Consider the following 16,744-nt stretch of genomic DNA (forward strand, 5'->3'; position numbering starts at 1 on the left):
CTTCCGCGTTTATGACAACTAGCACACACGTGGCCAAGCAGCCTCTGCCGACTCTCGCCATGGCGGCGATCGGCGTGGTCTTCGGCGATATCGGCACCAGCCCGCTTTATTCGCTGAAGGAGGCGTTTAGCCCGTCTCACGGGATCCCGCTGACCAACACTTCCATCCTCGGCGTCATCTCGCTCCTGTTCTGGGCGATCATCATCGTCGTAAGCATCAAGTACGTGCTGTTCGTGATGCGCGCCGACAACAACGGGGAAGGCGGCGTGCTCGCGCTGATGGCGCTGGCGTTGCGCCCGTTCGACCGCACGAGCCGATTTGCCATCGTGCTGACGGGGCTCGGCATCTTCGGCGCCTGCATGTTTTACGGCGATGCGGTGATCACCCCGGCGATCTCGGTGATTTCGGCGGTTGAAGGTCTCGAAATTGCGGCGCCCAAGCTCGCGCATCTCGTGCTGCCGCTCACGATGCTGATCCTCATTGCGCTCTTCTGGATCCAGCGGCATGGCACGGCGCTCGTCGGCCGGCTGTTCGGACCGATCATGGTGCTGTGGTTCGTGACCATTGCCGTGCTCGGCGTCTCGCGCATCATGGAAGCACCGGCGATCATCGCCGCGCTCAATCCGTACTACGCGGTCAGCTTCATGGGCGAGCACCTCTTGCAGGCTTACGTCGTGCTGGGCTCCGTCGTACTCGTGCTGACCGGCGCGGAAGCGCTCTACGCGGACATGGGCCATTTCGGCGCGAAGCCGATCCGCATGGCCTGGTACGTGCTCGTGATGCCGTCGCTCGTGCTCAACTACTTCGGCCAGGGTGCACTGCTGATGCAGAACCACCACGCCATCGAAAATCCGTTCTTCCTGCTCGCACCCGACTGGGCATTGCTGCCGCTCGTCGTGCTCTCGACGGTGGCGACGGTCATCGCATCGCAGGCCGTGATCTCGGGCGCGTACTCGCTCACGAGCCAGGCGATCCTGCTTGGCTACGTGCCGCGCATGAAGGTGCTGCATACGTCCGAACTCGCGATCGGCCAGATCTACGTACCGGTCGTGAACTGGATGCTGCTCTTCATCATCCTGTGCATCGTGATGGGCTTCAAGAGTTCGGACAATCTCGCCGCCGCGTACGGGATTGCCGTGACCGCGACCATGGTGATCACCACGGTGCTCGCGTGCGTCGTAATGGTGAAGGTCTGGAACTGGAACAAGGTGCTTGTCGGGCTGATCATCGGGGGCCTCATGACCGTCGATCTCGGCTTCTTCGGCGCGAACCTGCTGAAGGTCGAGGAGGGCGGCTGGCTGCCGCTGTGCATCGGCGCGCTGCTGTTCTTCCTGCTGATGACCTGGTACAAGGGCCGCATGATCGTGAAGGCGCGCACGGCCGCCGACGGTATTCCGCTGATGCCGTTCCTGCAAGGGTTGCTCGCGCACCCGCCACATCGCGTCTCGGGCACGGCGATCTACCTGACGGGCAGCAATGCGCTCGTGCCGGTGAGCCTGCTGCACAACCTCAAGCACAACAAGGTGCTGCACGAGCGCACGATCTTCCTGACGTTCGTGACGCGCGATATTCCGTATGTCGCCGATTCGGAGCGCGTGAGCGTGAAGGACATCGGCGGCGGGCTGTATCTCGTGAAGGCCGACTACGGCTTCAATGAAACGCCCGATGTGCAGGCGGTGCTCGAACAAGTGGGGCGTTCGCACGGCATGACGTTCGAGATGATGGACACGTCGTTCTTCCTCGCGCGCGAGACCGTGGTGCCGACACAGTTGCCCGGCATGTCGTTCTTCCGCGAGCGTGTGTTCGCGTGGATGCACCAGAACGCCGCGAAGCCTACCGACTTCTTCAGCATCCCCGCGAATCGCGTGGTGGAGCTTGGGACGAAGATCGAGATCTGATCGCGGGTTGTATCGCTGCGCTTGTCTTACGGCAATGAAAAACGGCACCGCGGTGCCGTTTTTCATTGTTCGACGCTGCGTGGGCCATCGCAGGCCCACGCGCGGTACACGCCGTCGATCAGCGTGACTTGAGCTTCGCGAATGCGGCTGCCATGGCGCCTGCGGGTTCCGCTTCGCGCGGACGCTGCCCGCGGCCTGAATTGCCGCCGCCGTTGCGGTTGCCCGCGCCGCCGCCAGCGTTCCCGCTGCTGCCGCCGCGCTGTGCGGCGACGCTCGCGGGATCGTCGGCAAGGCGCATCGTCAGTGCGATCCGCTGACGCTTCACGTCGACGTCGAGCACCTTCACCTTCACGACCTGGCCGGCCTTCACGACTTCGTGCGGGTCCTTGATGAACTTCGTGGACATCGCGGACACGTGCACGAGGCCGTCCTGATGCACGCCGATGTCGATGAACGCGCCGAATGCGGCCACGTTCGTCACGACGCCTTCGAGCAGCATGCCCGGCACGAGATCGGAGACCTTCTCGACGCCGTCGCGGAACGTCGCGGTCTTGAACTCGGGACGCGGATCGCGGCCCGGTTTTTCGAGTTCGCTGAGGATGTCGCGCACGGTCGGCAGACCGAAGCGTTCGTCGACGAATTCGTTCGGCGTAAGGCCCGAAAGCGCTTCGCGATTGCCGAGCACGTCGCCGATGGTGCGCTTGATCTTCGCGAGCATGCGCTCGACCACCGGATAGGCTTCCGGGTGCACCGACGAGCGGTCGAGCGGATTCTCACCGCTGTTGATGCGCAAGAAGCCCGCGGCCTGTTCGAAGGTCTTGTCGCCGAGGCGCGGCACGTGGCGCAGATGCGCGCGCGACGGGAACGGACCGTTGGCGTCGCGATAGTCGACGATGTTGCGCGCGAGCGTCGCGTTCAGACCCGAGACGCGCGCGAGCAGGGCGACCGAGGCCGTGTTCGCATCGACGCCGACGGCGTTCACACAGTCCTCGACCACGGCGTCGAGTGCGCGCGCGAGCTCACGCTGGTTCACGTCGTGCTGATACTGGCCAACGCCAATGGCTTTCGGCTCGATCTTCACGAGTTCGGCGAGCGGGTCCTGAAGACGGCGCGCGATGGAGACGGCGCCGCGCAAGGTCACGTCGAGTTCGGGGAATTCCTTCGCCGCGAGTTCCGATGCGGAATAAACCGATGCGCCCGCTTCGGACACGACGATCTTCTGCAGCTTCAGTTCGGGATGACGCGAGATCAGCTCGCTGGCGAGCTTGTCGGTTTCGCGCGAAGCCGTGCCGTTGCCGATGCTGATGAGTTCCGCCTGCGTTTCGCGCGCGATGCGCGCGAGCTTCGCGAGCGAGCCGTCCCAGTCGCGGCGCGGCTCGTGCGGATAGATCGTGTCGGTCGCGAGCAGCTTGCCAGTGCGGTCGACGACGGCCACTTTCACGCCCGTGCGCAGGCCCGGATCGAGGCCGATCACGGCCTTCGGTCCTGCCGGTGCTGCGAGCAGCAGATCGTTGAGGTTGCGCGCGAACACGCGGATCGCTTCGGTTTCGGCCTGCTCGCGCAGGCCCGTGAGCAGTTCGTTTTCGAGGTGCGGCTGCACTTTCACGCGCCAGCACCAGCGACACACGTCGGAGAGCCACTTGTCGGCCGGGCGGCCCTGATTCGCGATGCCGAAGTGACGCGCGATCATGCCTTCGCCGGGGTGCGGCACGAGGGCATCCTGCTCGGCGCCCAAGCCCAGCTTGATCATCAGCACGCCTGCGTTGCGGCCGCGAAAGAGCGCGAGCGCGCGGTGCGACGGCACGGTCTTGATGGTCTCGGAATAGTCGTAGTAGTCGCGGAATTTCTCGCCTTCTTCGCTTTCCTTGCCGTCGACCACGCTCGACGTCACGATGCCCTGATCGTGCAGCCAGTCGCGCAGTTTCCCGAGCAGCTCGGCCGTTTCGCCGAATTGCTCCGAGAGGATGTCGCGCGCGCCGTCGAGCGCGGCCTTCACATCGGCGACGCCTTTTTCGGCGTCCACGTATTGCGCGGCTTCGGTTTGCGGATCGAGCAGCGGATTGGCGAGCAGCGCATCGGCGAGCGGCTGCAGGCCGGCTTCGCGCGCGATCTGCGCGCGCGTGCGGCGCTTGGGCTTGTACGGCAGATACAGATCTTCGAGGACCTGCTTGCTGTCCGCAGCGACAATGGCGGTGCGCAGTTCGTCGGTGAGCTTGCCTTGTTCGTCGATGCTCGCGAGGATGGCGGCACGGCGCTCTTCGAGTTCGCGCAGGTACAGGAGCCGCTCTTCGAGCGTGCGCAGCTGCGTATCGTCGAGATTGTCCGTGACTTCCTTGCGGTAGCGGGCGATGAACGGAACGGTCGCGCCTTCATCGAGAAGCTGCACGGCGGCTGCCACCTGGCGCGGCTGAACGGCCAGTTCGGCGGCGATACGCTGGACGATCTTGAGTGCTACGGTTTCCGTCATAGGGTCTGGATATTCTTGCGATGATCGGGTTGCGCGGGCTGCTCAGGTTGCATTTCCCGTGCCCTGAACGCGGTGGCCTTGCGGCGCGAATGCGCTCTGGTGGAGCGGCGCATTTTGCCATAAATGCCGGAGTGCTCAACCCGGGCGGTGTTAGAATTTGGCGCATGTTCCGCTGCCTCCAGAAGACGTTGACGACCTTCCGCTTGCTCCCCGGCTCGACCCTCGTACCGACTCGCCCGCGTCAAGACGCTGGCTGGCGGATCGCCGCCCGTCTGGCGGTTTGCGCCATTGTGTTGTGCGCTTCGGTCAGCGTGCCCGTCAAGGCGCAGGACCACACGGCGCCGGAAGCGTCGCCGGACGCGTCGGATACGGCGGTTGCGGGCGTGCAGGCGGGTTTCGAGGCGCGTCAGAAGGAACTCGACCGGCGCACGGCGGAGAACAATTATCGCTATGGGGTGGCGCAGCACGATTGCTACAGCACGTTCTTCGTGAATCATTGCATCGGCAAGGCGCGCGACCGCATGCGGGTCGTACAGGCGGATATCCGCAGCCAGCAGCTCAAGCTCGACGATGAGCAGCGCGCGGAGCGCGCGCGCGCTCGCGACCAGCAGGCGGCGCTGCAACGCGCGCAGGATGCGGTAGATGCGCCGCAGCGCGCCGCCAATGAGGCGCGCAACGCCGCGGCGTTCGAGCAGAAGCAGCAGCAACATGCGCTCGATGTGCAGCAGCGCGCCGCCGAAGCACCGCAGCGCGCGGCCAACGAGCAGGCGTATGAACAGAAGCAGCAACAGCACGCACTCGCGGAGGCGCAACACGCTGGCGAGCAGTCGCAGAAGCAGCGCGCGGCGAACCAGGCCGCGTACGACCAGAAGCAGTCGGATTTCCAGAAGAAGCTGAACACGGCGCGTCAGCAGGGCGAGCAAAAAGCGCAGGAACGGACCCAGAAGGCCGAGCGTTTTCAGCAGAAGCAGGCGGACGCGGCGAAGCACAAGGCCGACGTCGAAGAACGTCAGAAACAGGCGGCCGAAAAGGCCCAGCAAAAGCAGCAACAACAAGAGCAGCAGCAACAGCAGCAAAAGCAGATGCAGCAGCAGGACCAGTAGCACGTTTTTTTGAGCCGTACAGCACCTCAGGCGCGCAATCCGATACGCGAGGAGCGCGCCGTTCAGAACGAGGAGGCGAGCATGCGCGAGCAGCAACGTGAAGTCAAGGCGGCGGTTCTTCAGGACCGCATTCTGCAGCTGGAGTCGGAGCACGGCGATCTGGACCGGCTGATCGAACGGATGGCCGAGACGCCGGGAAGCGACGATCTCGAATTGCAGCGGCTCAAGAAGCGCAAGCTCAAGGTCAAGGACAACATCATCCTGCTGCAACTGCAGCTGGACCCCGATTCAACGAAGATTTCGGACGGGTACGCCTGATTCCGGGTCCTGGCAGGCGCCGGGGCGCGGCTTCAAGACCGCCGCGCCCGCCGGACCGAGCAGGAACCGCTTGCCTTGAATTCAACACCCGTATCCCGATCGCGGCCGGCGCCTGAAGGCGACGTGCCGGCGGACGCACGTCCCGCGTCCGGCGCCGCGTCGTCAGCAACATCCGTGTCGACGGCGGCGCTGAGCACGCGCCGCGCCGCCGAACTCGAAGACCTGTTCGCCGCCGACGGGCTGCTCGCCCGCGAAATCGACGGCTACCGGCCGCGCGCGTCGCAGATCGAGATGGCGCGTGCCGTGGCCGCCGCAATGGAGGCGGCGGCGCAGGCGCTGCCCGATCCCTCGGCGTTCGAATTGCAGTCGCGGCCGGCGCGTCGCCAGCGGGGCGGCGCAAGCGACGCTGCTGCGCAGGAGCGTGCGGACGAAGCAGCGAAGGCCATCGCGGAGGCGGGCGACAACACGCTGATCGTCGAAGCGGGCACGGGGACCGGCAAGACCTACGCCTACCTCGTGCCGGCGATGCTCTGGGGCGGCAAGGTGATCGTCTCGACGGGCACCAAGCACCTTCAGGACCAGTTGTTCCAGCGCGACATCCCGACGGTTCGCGACGCGCTCGCGGTGCCGGTGAGCGTTGCGATGCTCAAGGGGCGCTCGAACTATCTGTGTCATTACTATCTGCAGCGTACGGCCGATAACGGTCGCCTGCCGTCGCGCCAGGAAACGGCGTATCTGCAGGAAATCGTGCGCTTCGCGAAGATCACGCGCTCCGGCGACAAGGCCGAACTCGCGAGCGTGCCCGAGACGGCGGCGGTGTGGTCGATGGTGACGTCGACGCGCGACAACTGCCTGGGTCAGGAGTGTCCGCACTACAAGGATTGCTTCGTGATGCAGGCGCGCCGTGAGGCGCAGCAGGCCGATATCGTCGTCGTCAATCATCACCTGTTCTTCGCCGACATCATGCTGCGCGACACCGGCATGGCCGAACTGCTGCCGAGCGCGAACACGATCATTTTCGACGAAGCCCACCAGCTGCCCGAGACGGCAACGCTGTTCTTTGGCGAAACACTTTCCACCTCGCAGTTCCTCGAACTCGCGCGTGATTGCGTGACCGAAGGCCTGAGCCATGCGCGCGACGCCGTCGAGTGGGTGAAGCTCGGCGCAGCGCTGGAACGTGCCGCGCGCGACGTGCGGCTTGCATTCAAGGAAGATTCGCTGCGTCTGTCGATCACGCAGTTGCCCGGCGATCATCCGCTCTTCGATTCGCTCGATGCACTGCAAACCGAGCTCGCAGCGCTCGTGACGGCGCTCGCCAGCCAGGCTGAACGTGCCGAATCGCTCGGCGCGTGCTTGCGCCGCGCGCGCGACTTGCAGGGCGTGCTGGCGGGCTGGACGGTGCCCGTGGCGGCCCAAGTGCCGTCGCATGATGCGCGCAAGAACGAAGCGCGCAAACCCGAAGCGCAGGGCGAGCAGGACGACGAACACGCCGATGCCGACGAGAAGGTCCGCTGGGTCGAAGTGTTCTCGCACACCGTGCAATTGCACGAAACGCCTTTGTCGGTCGCGCCGATTTTCGCGAAGCAGCGTGCAGGCGTGCCGCGTACGTGGATCTTCACGTCGGCGACGCTCTCCGTGCGCGGTGACTTCACGCACTATGCGGCGCAGATGGGCCTCAGCTCGCGCCGTTCGATGACGCTGCCGAGCCCGTTCGACTATCCGTCGCAAGGGCTGCTCTATGTGCCGCGCAACCTGCCGCAGCCGTCGTCGCCGCAGTTCACGGACGCCGTGTTCGAAGCCGCCATGCCGGCGATCGAGGCCTCGGGCGGCGGCGTATTCATGCTGTGCACGACGCTGCGCGCGGTGGATCGCATCGCCACGAAACTGCGCGAGACGATCGAGGCGCGCGGCTGGAATACGCCGCTCCTCGTGCAAGGCGACGCGAGCCGCACGGAGCTGCTCGAACGCTTCCGGAGCTACGGCAACGCAATCCTCGTCGGCAGCCAGAGTTTCTGGGAGGGCGTGGACGTGCGCGGCGATGCGCTATCGCTCGTGGTGATCGACAAGCTGCCGTTTGCGCCGCCCGACGATCCCGTACTCGCGGCGCGTCTCGATGCGCTCACGAAGAAGGGTTTGAGCCCGTTCGCGGTCCATCAGCTGCCTCAGGCGGTAATCACGCTGAAGCAGGGCGCGGGCCGGTTGATCCGTGCCGAAACGGATCGGGGCGTGCTGATGATCTGCGATACGCGTCTCGTCGATAAGCCCTATGGACGCCGCATCTGGCAAAGTCTGCCGCCGTTCAAGCGCACGCGCGAGATCGAGGTGGTGAGGGCGTTCTTCGGCAGGCAAGAGGACGAGGACGCGCAGTAAGCGGCGAGCCGGGCGGCACTGCCGGGGGCGGGACCGCTTCGACAGAGGCAGGGCCGCATCGTTGGGCGTGCAGAATATGCGCGCCGCATGTCGAGGATGCCGCAAAAACAAAAAAGCCACGAACGAAAGTTCGTGGCTTTTCTGCTTGCGCGGCACACACCTGGCGATAGCGCCACGTTGTGTGCCGACGCGCTGCGATGCCCGCCGGAGCTGAACTCCACGCGGGCGTTGCAGCAATACAGCTTACTGGCTTGCGCCAGCAGCCGGCGATGCAGCTTCCGGAGCTGCCGGCGATGCGGCTTCCGGAGCAGCAGCGGCCGGTGCCGAAGCGTCGCTCGCAGCAGCTGCAGCGGGAGCAGCAGGCGATGCGGCTTCCGGAGCGGCGGCCGGGGCCGACGCACCGTCTGCCGGCGCGGCAGCCTGATCGCTGCTCTTGTTGCACGCAGCCAGTGCGACAACTGCCAGCAGGGATGCTACGAGGAGGGATTTCTTCATGATCACGTCCTTTTATGGTTAAAGGTAAGCAACAGCGCAAATAATACCGGTAATGTGCCCCAACACCGACCTAGGCTGAAGGAGGCGCGCTTCAAGTGCGCGAATCTTCCCAACAGCCTGGGCGGAAATTATAGGCACTTTCGTATCGACCGTCGACCAATCCAGGGCCAATACGTTGTCTTTCTCATACTAGCATCATATTAGTACGGTATAACAACCGGGTACGGTATAGCAGTTCAGAGCACTTATGCAAGCGCCCCAGCCCGTATCCAGCCCGCACAATACCACTCGTAAAGCAAAGCTGTCATCGGCGCGGCATGTGAGAGTGTTACAAAGCGTTTCCCATCCATCACGCCGTGGTTATCCGGTAATCAGCCAGTTCTGGCAGCCACTTTCCTGCCGCTCCGGGCAGAGACTGTTCCCCGTTCAGACAGTACGAGCGCGCATCGTAATGCAGGATTGACCTGCGGTCGAGCGTTTCTCCCACATTTTGACGCGTGAAACTGCAATCGTGCCTCACCAGGCGACCGGGGGCGATCTGCGGGCGACCGGCGGGCCTACCGTTTGGGTGGGCGAAGACGACAGGTACTTCGATCCGCTCAATCGCCGCCCAACAAAACAAGATACATCAGCATCGCGTCGATGGATTTTGGAGCGCCCTTTTGCGCGTTCCGTTTCCAGCCAGTCGACGAGAGTCTGCGTCGGCAACGGCCCGCTGATTACCCGCGTGACAGCACTTTGGCATAGCCACCTTCGAACTCCCACCGCGCTGTAAGAGCCAGTAGCGAAATTGGTATATCAATTAATAACTGGAAGCGGAGTGAAAGCTTGGCGGGCCGGTCGAGCGTGCTACACGGTCGGTCGCCGTGGACCGCGATTCGGCGTTGATATCTGCCGCGGGGCGACGCGCCTGGCGCGCCGCTTGAGCGCGCCCGTCAGATGGTCAGGGGGATGCCATCGCATCGTATAATAGCGGCAGTATTCTGGAGGATCGAATGAAAATTGCAAAGGACACCGTCGTGTCGGTCGCTTACAAGCTATCGGATGCGCAGGGCAATCTGATCGAGGAGAGCGACGAGCCGATGGTTTATCTGCACGGCGGCTATGACGGCACGTTCCCCAAGATCGAGGAAGTGCTGGACGGCCAGGAGCCGGGCTTCGAGACCCAGATCCAGCTTGAGCCGCAGGATGCGTTCGGAGAGTACGATCCCGAACTCGTGAAAATCGAGCCGCGTAATCGTTTCCCGGAGCCGCTCGAAGTCGGCATGCAGTTCGAGGGCACGCCGGAAGAGGGCGACGAAGACCTCGACGCGCTCATCTACACCGTCACGGACGTTGCCGAAGACAAGGTCGTGCTCGACGGCAATCACCCGCTTGCGGGCATGGCCCTGCGATTCGCGTTGACAGTCAAGGAAGTGCGCCAGGCGACCGACGATGAAATCGAGCATGAGCATGCGCACGGCGCGGACGGCCTCGAAGTGATCGACGAAGACGAAGACGACGAGGACGGCGGCGAAGACGGCTCCAAACCCACGCTCCACTAATCTGTCCACCACGCCGGCTCTGGCCGGCGCCTGCTATGCCACGTGCGGGTGCATGCGCCCGCACGCCCGGCTGAAAATCTACTGATCTGGCAGCATTGGCGGTACCGGGGGCTGGCTGTTCGGCAGCGCACCGGACACCGGTTGCGCGGGCGCGGGCATTGCGTTGCTCGCGGGCTGTGCTGCGTTCTCCGGCAGGACGCCAGGCGCCTGCTGCATGCCCGGGATTTCCGTGACATCGGGCATCGACGACATTTCCGGCAGCCCGGGTGGTAGCGTCGGCTGGTTGAAGTCCGGCAGCGATGGCGCGAGAGGCGGCAGATGCTTCGGCACGTCGCGCACACTCACGCGCAGCGGCGTGCGCCGCGTCATATCCGCGTCTATCTGCAGCCATTGCGTGAGCGGGGCGTGCAGATCGAAGGCGATGCGCGTGACGTTCGTCACCTTCCCGCCTTTTTCAGTGCGCAGTGGCTGATCGATGATGTAGCCGCGTGCGAGCTTCGTGTCGTCAGCATGGATCAGCACGACCGGGCCGCGGAAAGTTTCGGCCAGTTTGATCAGACTGCGCCTGAATTCGAGGTAGCCGTCGTGTGTTCGACGGCCGAAGCGTAGCCAGGCGAAGCGGTCGGCTCGCTCGTCGCGTTCGGGCAGCGGGTCGGCCTGAACGAAGATCACAATCGCACGCGCATCGCGGCGCTTCGCATATTCGGCAGCATGCTCGAGCCAGAAGCCGTTGGCGATCACGCGGTCTTCGAACTCGCCGTTGCGCCCACCTGCATTCAGATAATGGTTGTTGCCGTCCGGCACGTTCAGCGCCAGGAACACCGTATCGCCAACCTGCCAGCGCACGTTTTCCCGGTACGGCCTGAATCGCGGCACCTCGCTTTCGCGGGTGACGGGGAGCGGACTCTGCCCGAGTGCGGCGGGATCGGAAAAGAAGGTCTGGCGCATCAGGTCGAGCCGCTCGACCGGATCGTACCCGCCCGATCCGCTCGTGCCACATGTGACCCAGTCGTGCTGGCCGGGCACGAAGACGAGCGGCGCACGCGACGCGTCGAGCATCGCGCGGCGTCGGTCGTAGAGAGCATCCGCACAGGTTTCGCGCGGACCCTTGAGGTTGCCGTCATAGACGACAAACGCCGGTTGCGGCTCGCGGCTGATCGCGTCGATGAGCCGGTTCGCGGCGGGTTCTTCGCGTTGCGAGGTCAAGACGTTGGCAACGACCGCGAACGTATAGCGCGGCGACTGCGCCCACGCAGTGCCGATCGGCAGCGCAAGAGCCAGCGTCGCCACCAGCACATGCAGCGGGACGTACAGTGCGCACGCGCGATACGGCGCGGTGCTCCCGTGGCGCACCGGCCGTGGTGGCGTCACGCGTGGACGCTCAGCTTTTTGCGTGCGGCGCCGTTGCCAGTTCATGCAGTTCGTACAACAGATCGAGTGCATCGCGCGGTCGCAGTTCGTTCGGATCGAGCGCGCGCAGCCGCTCGGCGACGAGCGACGCGCAAGGGTCCGGCGCTTCCGGTGCGTCCGCAACTTCGAGCAGTTCATCGTCGTCGGTCGCTACTGCGAACAGGTCGAGTTGCGGTGTGGGCTGGCCGGCCGACATCTGTTCGAGATGCACGAGATGCTTGCGCGCCGCCCGGATCACCGCAGCCGGCACACCCGCGAGCTGCGCGACCTGCAGGCCGTAGCTCTGGTTCGCCGGGCCATCCTGGACCGCATGCAGGAACACGATGCCGTGCCCGTGCTCGACCGCCGAGAGATGGACGTTGGCCGCCTGCGGGAATTCCGTCGGCAACTGCGTCAGTTCGAAGTAGTGCGTGGCGAACAGCGTGTGACAGCCGTTGCTCGCGAGCAGATGGCGGGCGATTGCCCACGCGAGCGCAAGTCCGTCGAACGTCGAAGTGCCGCGCCCGATCTCGTCCATCAGCACGAGACTTTGCGGCGTGGCGTCGTTGAGGATGGCTGCCGCCTCCGTCATTTCCACCATGAAGGTCGAACGCCCGCCCGCGAGATCGTCGGCGGCGCCGATGCGCGTGAAGATGCGGTCGATCGGGCCAAAGCGCGCGCTTTTTGCGGGCACGTAACTGCCCACGTACGCGAGCAGTGCGATCAGTGCGGTCTGGCGCATGAACGTCGACTTACCGCCCATGTTCGGGCCGGTGATGAGCAGCAGCTTGCGGTCGGTGTTCAGCGAGCAGTCGTTCGCGATGAACTGTTCGACCTGTGCCTCGACGACTGGATGACGGCCCTGTTCGATCTCGATGCCGGGCGCCTCCGAAAACGCCGGTGCGCTCCAGTCGAGCGCGCGCGCGCGCTCCGCGAAGGCTGCGAGCAAGTCGAGTTCCGCGAGCGCCGCAGCGACGCGCTGGCAATCGGGGATGAAGGGCAGCAGCGCCTGCAGCAGCGCGTCGTAAAGCGAGCGCTCGCGCGCGAGTGCGCGCTCCTGGGCCGAAAGCGCCTTGTCCTCGAACACCTTCAATTCCGGCGTGATGTAGCGCTCGGCGTTCTTGAGCGTCTGGCGGCGGCGGTAGTCCTCGGGGACTTTATCCGTCTGGCCGCGCGTGACTTCGATATAGAAACCGTGGACCTTGTTGTACTCGACGCGCAGATTGCCGATGCCCGTGCGTGCGCGTTCGCGCGTTTCGAGATCGAGCAGGAACTGGCCGCAGTTTTCCGACATGTCGCGCAGTTCGTCGAGCTCTGCGTCGTAGCCGCGTGCGATCACACCACCGTCGCGCACCATCGCAGCCGGCTCCGGCGCGACCGCGCGCTGCAGCAGGTCCGTGCATGCGGCGGGCGGCTCCAGGGCGACGGCGATGCGCGCGAGCGCAGTCGCTGCACCGCTGGCCGCAGCGACTTGCTCGCGCAGCGCGGGCAGGGCGGCGAAGGTGTCGCGCAGGCTCGACAGGTCGCGTGGACGGGCCGAGAGCAGCGCGAGACGCCCGGTAATGCGCTCGACGTCTGCGACCTGGCGCAGCACGGCGCGCAAGGCGTCGACAGTCGCGGGCGGCGGTGCATCGAGCAGCGCACCGATCGACTGTTGACGCATCTGCGCAACCGACGCGTCGCGCGGCGGATGATGCAGCCAGTGGCGCAGCAGGCGGCTGCCCATCGTCGTGCTGCAGGTATCGAGCAGCGAGCAGAGCGTGGGCGATTCGGTGCCGCGCAGTGTCTCGGTCAATTCGAGATTGCGGCGCGTGGCCGGGTCGAGCCCGATATATTCGGATTCGGCTTCCACCTTCAGGCTGCGCACGTGGCGCAATTGCTGACCCTGGGTAGCCGCTGCGTAGAGCAGCAGCGCGCCCGCTGCACCGCACGCGCTCGTCAGCGATTCGGCACCGAAGCCGTCGAGACTGGCGACGTCGAGTTGACCGCGCAGCCGCTCTTTGCCCGATGAAACGTCGAAGTGCCACGCGGGCACGCGCGTGAGTGCGCCGATGCCGGCGGGCGCCGTCCATCCCGCCGTGTCGGCAGGCATTTCCGCGACGAGAATTTCCGCCGGGCGGATGCGTTCGAAGGCTGCGGCGACCTGGTCGGGCGCCACTTCCGCGAGGCGCAGCGCGCCGCTGGCGAGATTGAGCCATGCGAGGCCGACGTTCACAGTGACGCCGCGCCGGTTGTGACCCGGGCAGACGGCCATGAGATAGACGTCGTTTTTGTCGGAAAGCAATGCCGCGTCGGTCAGCGTGCCCGGTGTGACCACGCGCACGACCTTGCGTTCGACGGGCCCCTTCGAGGTGGCCGGATCACCGATCTGCTCGCAAATCGCCACCGATTCGCCGAGCTTCACGAGCTTCGCAAGATACTGTTCGACGGCGTGGTGCGGCACGCCTGCCATCTTGATCGGATTGCCCGCGGACGCGCCGCGCTGCGTGAGCGTGAGATCGAGCAGGCGCGCGGCCTTCTCGGCGTCTTCGAAGAACAGTTCGTAAAAGTCGCCCATCCGGTAGAACACGAGCGTGCCCGGGTGGTCGGCCTTGATGCTCAGGTACTGGCGCATCATCGGCGTATGTTGCGCGATGTCGCCTTCGGTGTGTGTAGCCATCCTCGGAGTCTTGCTAGGGGTTCAGGGCGTGAGTTTAACTCGCGCCGTGCGCAGGTGAACCTGGCCAAACGGCCAGCGCCGTGCGTACGTGCTCGTTCGTCACCGGGCGCGCGCAGGTTCGGCTGGTGCGCGCGTCACGGCTGTGGCTATGCCGAACGCATCGCGAAGTCCGCCGACGCGTGGAAGTGCGGCGAAGCGTCCGGCACAAATGGAAACGTGCGCGCCGCCGGGCACCGTGCCGACAATGATCGAGAGCGTGGTTCGGTAAGGATTCCGTACTTTGCAAACGGGCAACCTGCCACGCAGAATCCGGACACGCCGCAAGCGATCGTTGGCATTAGCAGGCAGCCGGGCGTGTTCAGCCCGGAAAACGATCGAGCGGCCGAAGCCGCTCGCTGCTGCCGGACTGCTTGCGATGCAATCACCGCATGGCCGCGCCGGTTTGCGACCGGGCCACGGCACACACGGCTTTCATGAACGTCAGGCCGCGTTGATGCGGGTGTACTTCGAGAGGATCGGCACCATCTGCGCGTACAGCTTCGGGTTGCCCGCGACCACTTCGCCCACATGCAGGAAGTCCGAGTCGCCCGTGTAGTTGCCGATCAGGCCGCCTGACTCCGTCACGAGCAGCGCACCTGCCGCGACGTCCCACGGGCTCAGGCCTTGCTCGAAGAAGCCGTCCATGCGGCCTGCGGCGACGTTCGCCAGATCGAGCGCCGCCGCGCCCGGACGGCGCAGGCCCGCGCAGGCGCGGGTCATATCGGCGAACAGATCGGTGTAGCGCTCGAGGCTGTCCTTCTCGCGGAACGGGAAGCCAGTGCCGATCAGTGCGTCGGCGAGACGGTCGCGGCGGCCCACGCGGATGCGGCGGTCGTTCAGGAACGCGCCGCGGCCACGCGAGGCGGTGAAGAGGTCGTTGCGGGTCGGATCGTAGACGACAGCCTGCGTAATGATGCCCTTGTGCGTGAGCGCAATCGAAACGCAGTAGTACTGGAAGCCGTGGATGAAGTTCGTGGTGCCGTCGAGCGGATCGACGATCCACTGGTATTCGGATTCGTTGTCCGAGTGGCCCGATTCTTCCGCGAGAATGGCGTGATCGGGGTAGGCGGTCTTGAGCGTGTCGATGATCGCCGCTTCCGACGCCTTGTCCACCTCCGTGACGAAATCGTTGTGCTGTTTCTTCGAGACCTGCACGAGCTCGAGATCGAGCGACGCGCGGTTGATGATCTGCCCGGCGCGGCGCGCGGCCTTGACAGCGATGTTGAGCATGGGATGCATGAGCCTGGATCCTTTTTATCCGGCGCGTGCCAAGGGCGGCGCGCCAGTTTGCAGAAGATAAAAGCGTCTAACGATGGACAGGGAGCTTGCGCGGACCTGTCCCGCCAACGGAGACGAATTGAATAAGAGCGAGGTGCGGCGGGCCGGTCGGCCGGATGTCGGCGCCCGTCGATAAACCTTCGATAAACCGTCGACAAGGGCACCGACGCCTTGCGCTCACCCAAAAGAGGCGCGCAACCGCGTGCGAATCCGCCATTTTACCCGAGTCCGGCCGGGTCTTGCTTGACGTGTTCCGCATCGGGCTGCGGGCCAGCCGCAAGGCGCGCTACCATACGCATACGTGTTCGATTCATTTCGCTGTCGTTCGAGACTCATCTTGGTGCATTCCGATCTTCACGCCGCCTCAGGCGACGCCCACGAGCCGCTGCGCGGCGGCTTCACTTCCACGCGTTTCGTGCTCGTCGAGCCGAGCCATCCCGGCAACATCGGCGCGGCTGCGCGCGCGCTCAAGACGATGGGCTTTTCGCGACTCGTGCTCGTCGCGCCGCGCATGCCGCAGGCGCAGAGCGACCCCGATGCCGTCGCGATGGCGAGCGGCGCCGACGATGTGCTGGCGGGCGCCCACGTCGTGCCGACGCTCGCGGATGCGCTCGCGGGCACGCGCTGGTCGCTCGCGATGACGTCGCGCACGCGCGAGTACGGGCCGCCGCCCGGCACGCCGCGCGAGGCGGTGCAGGACGCCGCCCGCCAGGTGGGCGCGCACGGCGATATTGCGATCGTGTTCGGCAATGAGCGCACGGGCCTCTCGAACGACGATGTCGAGCGCTGCAGCGCGCTCGCCCATATTCCGGCGAATCCGGCGTACAGCTCGCTCAATCTTGCGCAGGCGGTCCAGGTGCTCGCCTACGAACTTCGGCTCGCGTATCTCGCCGCAGGCGAGGCGGGCGCCGCGCTTTCGGCTGCGGGCGCTGTGCCCGCGGGGTCTCCGCTCGCCACGAGCGACGACATCGAACGCATGTACGTCCATCTCGAGAACGCGTTGATCGCGCTCGGCTTTCTCGATCCGGCCAATCCGAAGAAACTGATGTCGCGGCTGCGGCGGCTCTTCGCGCGCTCCGGCCTCGAGCGCGAGGAGGTCAACATCGTGCGCGGCATAGCAAAGAACATCCTTCAGATCAAAGGCCGGGATCGGGACGACGAAGCGCGCTAGCCCGCGCACGGCG

11 protein-coding genes and 1 pseudogene are annotated in these 16,744 nt (G+C 65.2%); 6 read left to right on the forward strand and 6 right to left on the reverse strand.

Annotated features, from left to right (window positions below):
* The first annotated feature begins 11 nt into the window (after positions 1-11).
* Positions 12-1,898, forward strand: coding sequence for a potassium transporter Kup (locus ACFPTO_RS02635; protein ID WP_377709263.1), 1,887 nt, complete (start codon positions 12-14; stop codon positions 1,896-1,898).
* Between the two features lie 118 nt (positions 1,899-2,016).
* On the opposite strand, the gene ACFPTO_RS02640 is transcribed toward ACFPTO_RS02635, so the two are convergent.
* A complete protein-coding gene (locus ACFPTO_RS02640) occupies positions 2,017-4,365 on the reverse strand; it encodes a Tex family protein (RefSeq protein ID WP_377709265.1) in 2,349 nt (782 codons plus the stop codon).
* A gap of 89 nt (positions 4,366-4,454) precedes the next feature.
* Between ACFPTO_RS02640 and ACFPTO_RS02645 the strand changes: the two genes are divergently transcribed.
* The 3 genes from ACFPTO_RS02645 (at position 4,455) to ACFPTO_RS02655 (ending at position 8,156) form a co-directional block, all read left to right on the forward strand.
* A complete protein-coding gene (locus ACFPTO_RS02645; RefSeq protein ID WP_417629187.1) occupies positions 4,455-5,468 on the forward strand; it encodes a colicin transporter in 1,014 nt (337 codons plus the stop codon).
* An 81-nt stretch (positions 5,469-5,549) separates the two neighbouring features.
* Positions 5,550-5,786 (forward strand): DUF465 domain-containing protein, encoded by a 237-nt coding sequence (locus ACFPTO_RS02650; RefSeq protein ID WP_377709268.1) that lies wholly within the window; start codon positions 5,550-5,552, stop codon positions 5,784-5,786.
* Between the two features lie 75 nt (positions 5,787-5,861).
* A complete protein-coding gene (locus ACFPTO_RS02655) occupies positions 5,862-8,156 on the forward strand; it encodes an ATP-dependent DNA helicase (RefSeq protein WP_377709269.1) in 2,295 nt (764 codons plus the stop codon).
* Positions 8,157-8,399: 243 nt separating this feature from the next.
* Here ACFPTO_RS02655 and ACFPTO_RS02660 read toward each other — a convergent pair whose 3' ends face one another.
* Both ACFPTO_RS02660 and ACFPTO_RS02665 read right to left on the reverse strand, forming a co-directional pair.
* Entirely contained in the window at positions 8,400-8,651 is a 252-nt protein-coding gene (locus ACFPTO_RS02660; RefSeq protein WP_293033530.1) for a hypothetical protein, read from the reverse strand.
* Positions 8,652-8,896: 245 nt separating this feature from the next.
* Positions 8,897-9,135 (reverse strand): annotated as a pseudogene (locus ACFPTO_RS02665) (cupin domain-containing protein); the annotation flags it as partial.
* 511 nt (positions 9,136-9,646) lie between these two features.
* Between ACFPTO_RS02665 and ACFPTO_RS02670 the strand changes: the two are divergent.
* Positions 9,647-10,195 carry an FKBP-type peptidyl-prolyl cis-trans isomerase gene (locus ACFPTO_RS02670; protein ID WP_377709271.1) on the forward strand — a complete coding sequence of 183 codons (549 nt, stop codon included), beginning with the start codon at positions 9,647-9,649 and terminating at the stop codon, positions 10,193-10,195.
* A gap of 78 nt (positions 10,196-10,273) precedes the next feature.
* Here ACFPTO_RS02670 and ACFPTO_RS02675 read toward each other — a convergent pair whose 3' ends face one another.
* The 3 genes from ACFPTO_RS02675 to ACFPTO_RS02685 all read right to left on the reverse strand — a co-directional run bounded on the left by ACFPTO_RS02675 (position 10,274) and on the right by ACFPTO_RS02685 (position 15,521).
* Positions 10,274-11,611, reverse strand: coding sequence for a hypothetical protein (locus ACFPTO_RS02675; RefSeq protein ID WP_377709273.1), 1,338 nt, complete (start codon positions 11,609-11,611; stop codon positions 10,274-10,276).
* The gene (gene mutS / locus ACFPTO_RS02680; protein WP_377709274.1) at positions 11,577-14,243 is read right to left on the reverse strand and encodes a DNA mismatch repair protein MutS; all 2,667 of its coding nucleotides are present in this window, start codon (positions 14,241-14,243) and stop codon (positions 11,577-11,579) included. The genes ACFPTO_RS02675 and mutS overlap by 35 nt, the downstream gene beginning before the upstream one ends.
* 480 nt (positions 14,244-14,723) lie before the next feature.
* Positions 14,724-15,521, reverse strand: a complete 798-nt coding sequence (locus tag ACFPTO_RS02685; RefSeq protein WP_377709275.1) for an inositol monophosphatase family protein — start codon at positions 15,519-15,521, stop codon at positions 14,724-14,726.
* Between the two features lie 379 nt (positions 15,522-15,900).
* Between ACFPTO_RS02685 and ACFPTO_RS02690 the strand changes: the two genes are divergently transcribed.
* The gene (locus tag ACFPTO_RS02690) at positions 15,901-16,731 is read left to right on the forward strand and encodes an RNA methyltransferase (RefSeq protein ID WP_377709405.1); all 831 of its coding nucleotides are present in this window, start codon (positions 15,901-15,903) and stop codon (positions 16,729-16,731) included.
* Positions 16,732-16,744: the final 13 nt, after the last annotated feature.

The sequence above is a fragment of the Paraburkholderia denitrificans genome (assembly GCF_042655705.1).
GTDB lineage: Bacteria > Pseudomonadota > Gammaproteobacteria > Burkholderiales > Burkholderiaceae > Paraburkholderia > Paraburkholderia denitrificans.

What these genes read in the sequence shown, in the direction of transcription:
- ACFPTO_RS02645 (WP_417629187.1), top strand. Translation starts at nt 4,455, where the DNA reads ATGCGCTCTGGTGGAGCGGCGCATTTTGCCATAAATGCCGGAGTGCTC.
- ACFPTO_RS02670 (WP_377709271.1), top strand. Translation starts at nt 9,647, where the DNA reads ATGAAAATTGCAAAGGACACCGTCGTGTCGGTCGCTTACAAGCTATCG.
- mutS (WP_377709274.1), bottom strand. Translation starts at nt 14,243, where the DNA reads ATGGCTACACACACCGAAGGCGACATCGCGCAACATACGCCGATGATG.
- ACFPTO_RS02660 (WP_293033530.1), bottom strand. Translation starts at nt 8,651, where the DNA reads ATGAAGAAATCCCTCCTCGTAGCATCCCTGCTGGCAGTTGTCGCACTG.
- ACFPTO_RS02650 (WP_377709268.1), top strand. Translation starts at nt 5,550, where the DNA reads ATGCGCGAGCAGCAACGTGAAGTCAAGGCGGCGGTTCTTCAGGACCGC.
- ACFPTO_RS02640 (WP_377709265.1), bottom strand. Translation starts at nt 4,365, where the DNA reads ATGACGGAAACCGTAGCACTCAAGATCGTCCAGCGTATCGCCGCCGAA.
- ACFPTO_RS02675 (WP_377709273.1), bottom strand. Translation starts at nt 11,611, where the DNA reads ATGAACTGGCAACGGCGCCGCACGCAAAAAGCTGAGCGTCCACGCGTG.
- ACFPTO_RS02635 (WP_377709263.1), top strand. Translation starts at nt 12, where the DNA reads ATGACAACTAGCACACACGTGGCCAAGCAGCCTCTGCCGACTCTCGCC.
- ACFPTO_RS02685 (WP_377709275.1), bottom strand. Translation starts at nt 15,521, where the DNA reads ATGCATCCCATGCTCAACATCGCTGTCAAGGCCGCGCGCCGCGCCGGG.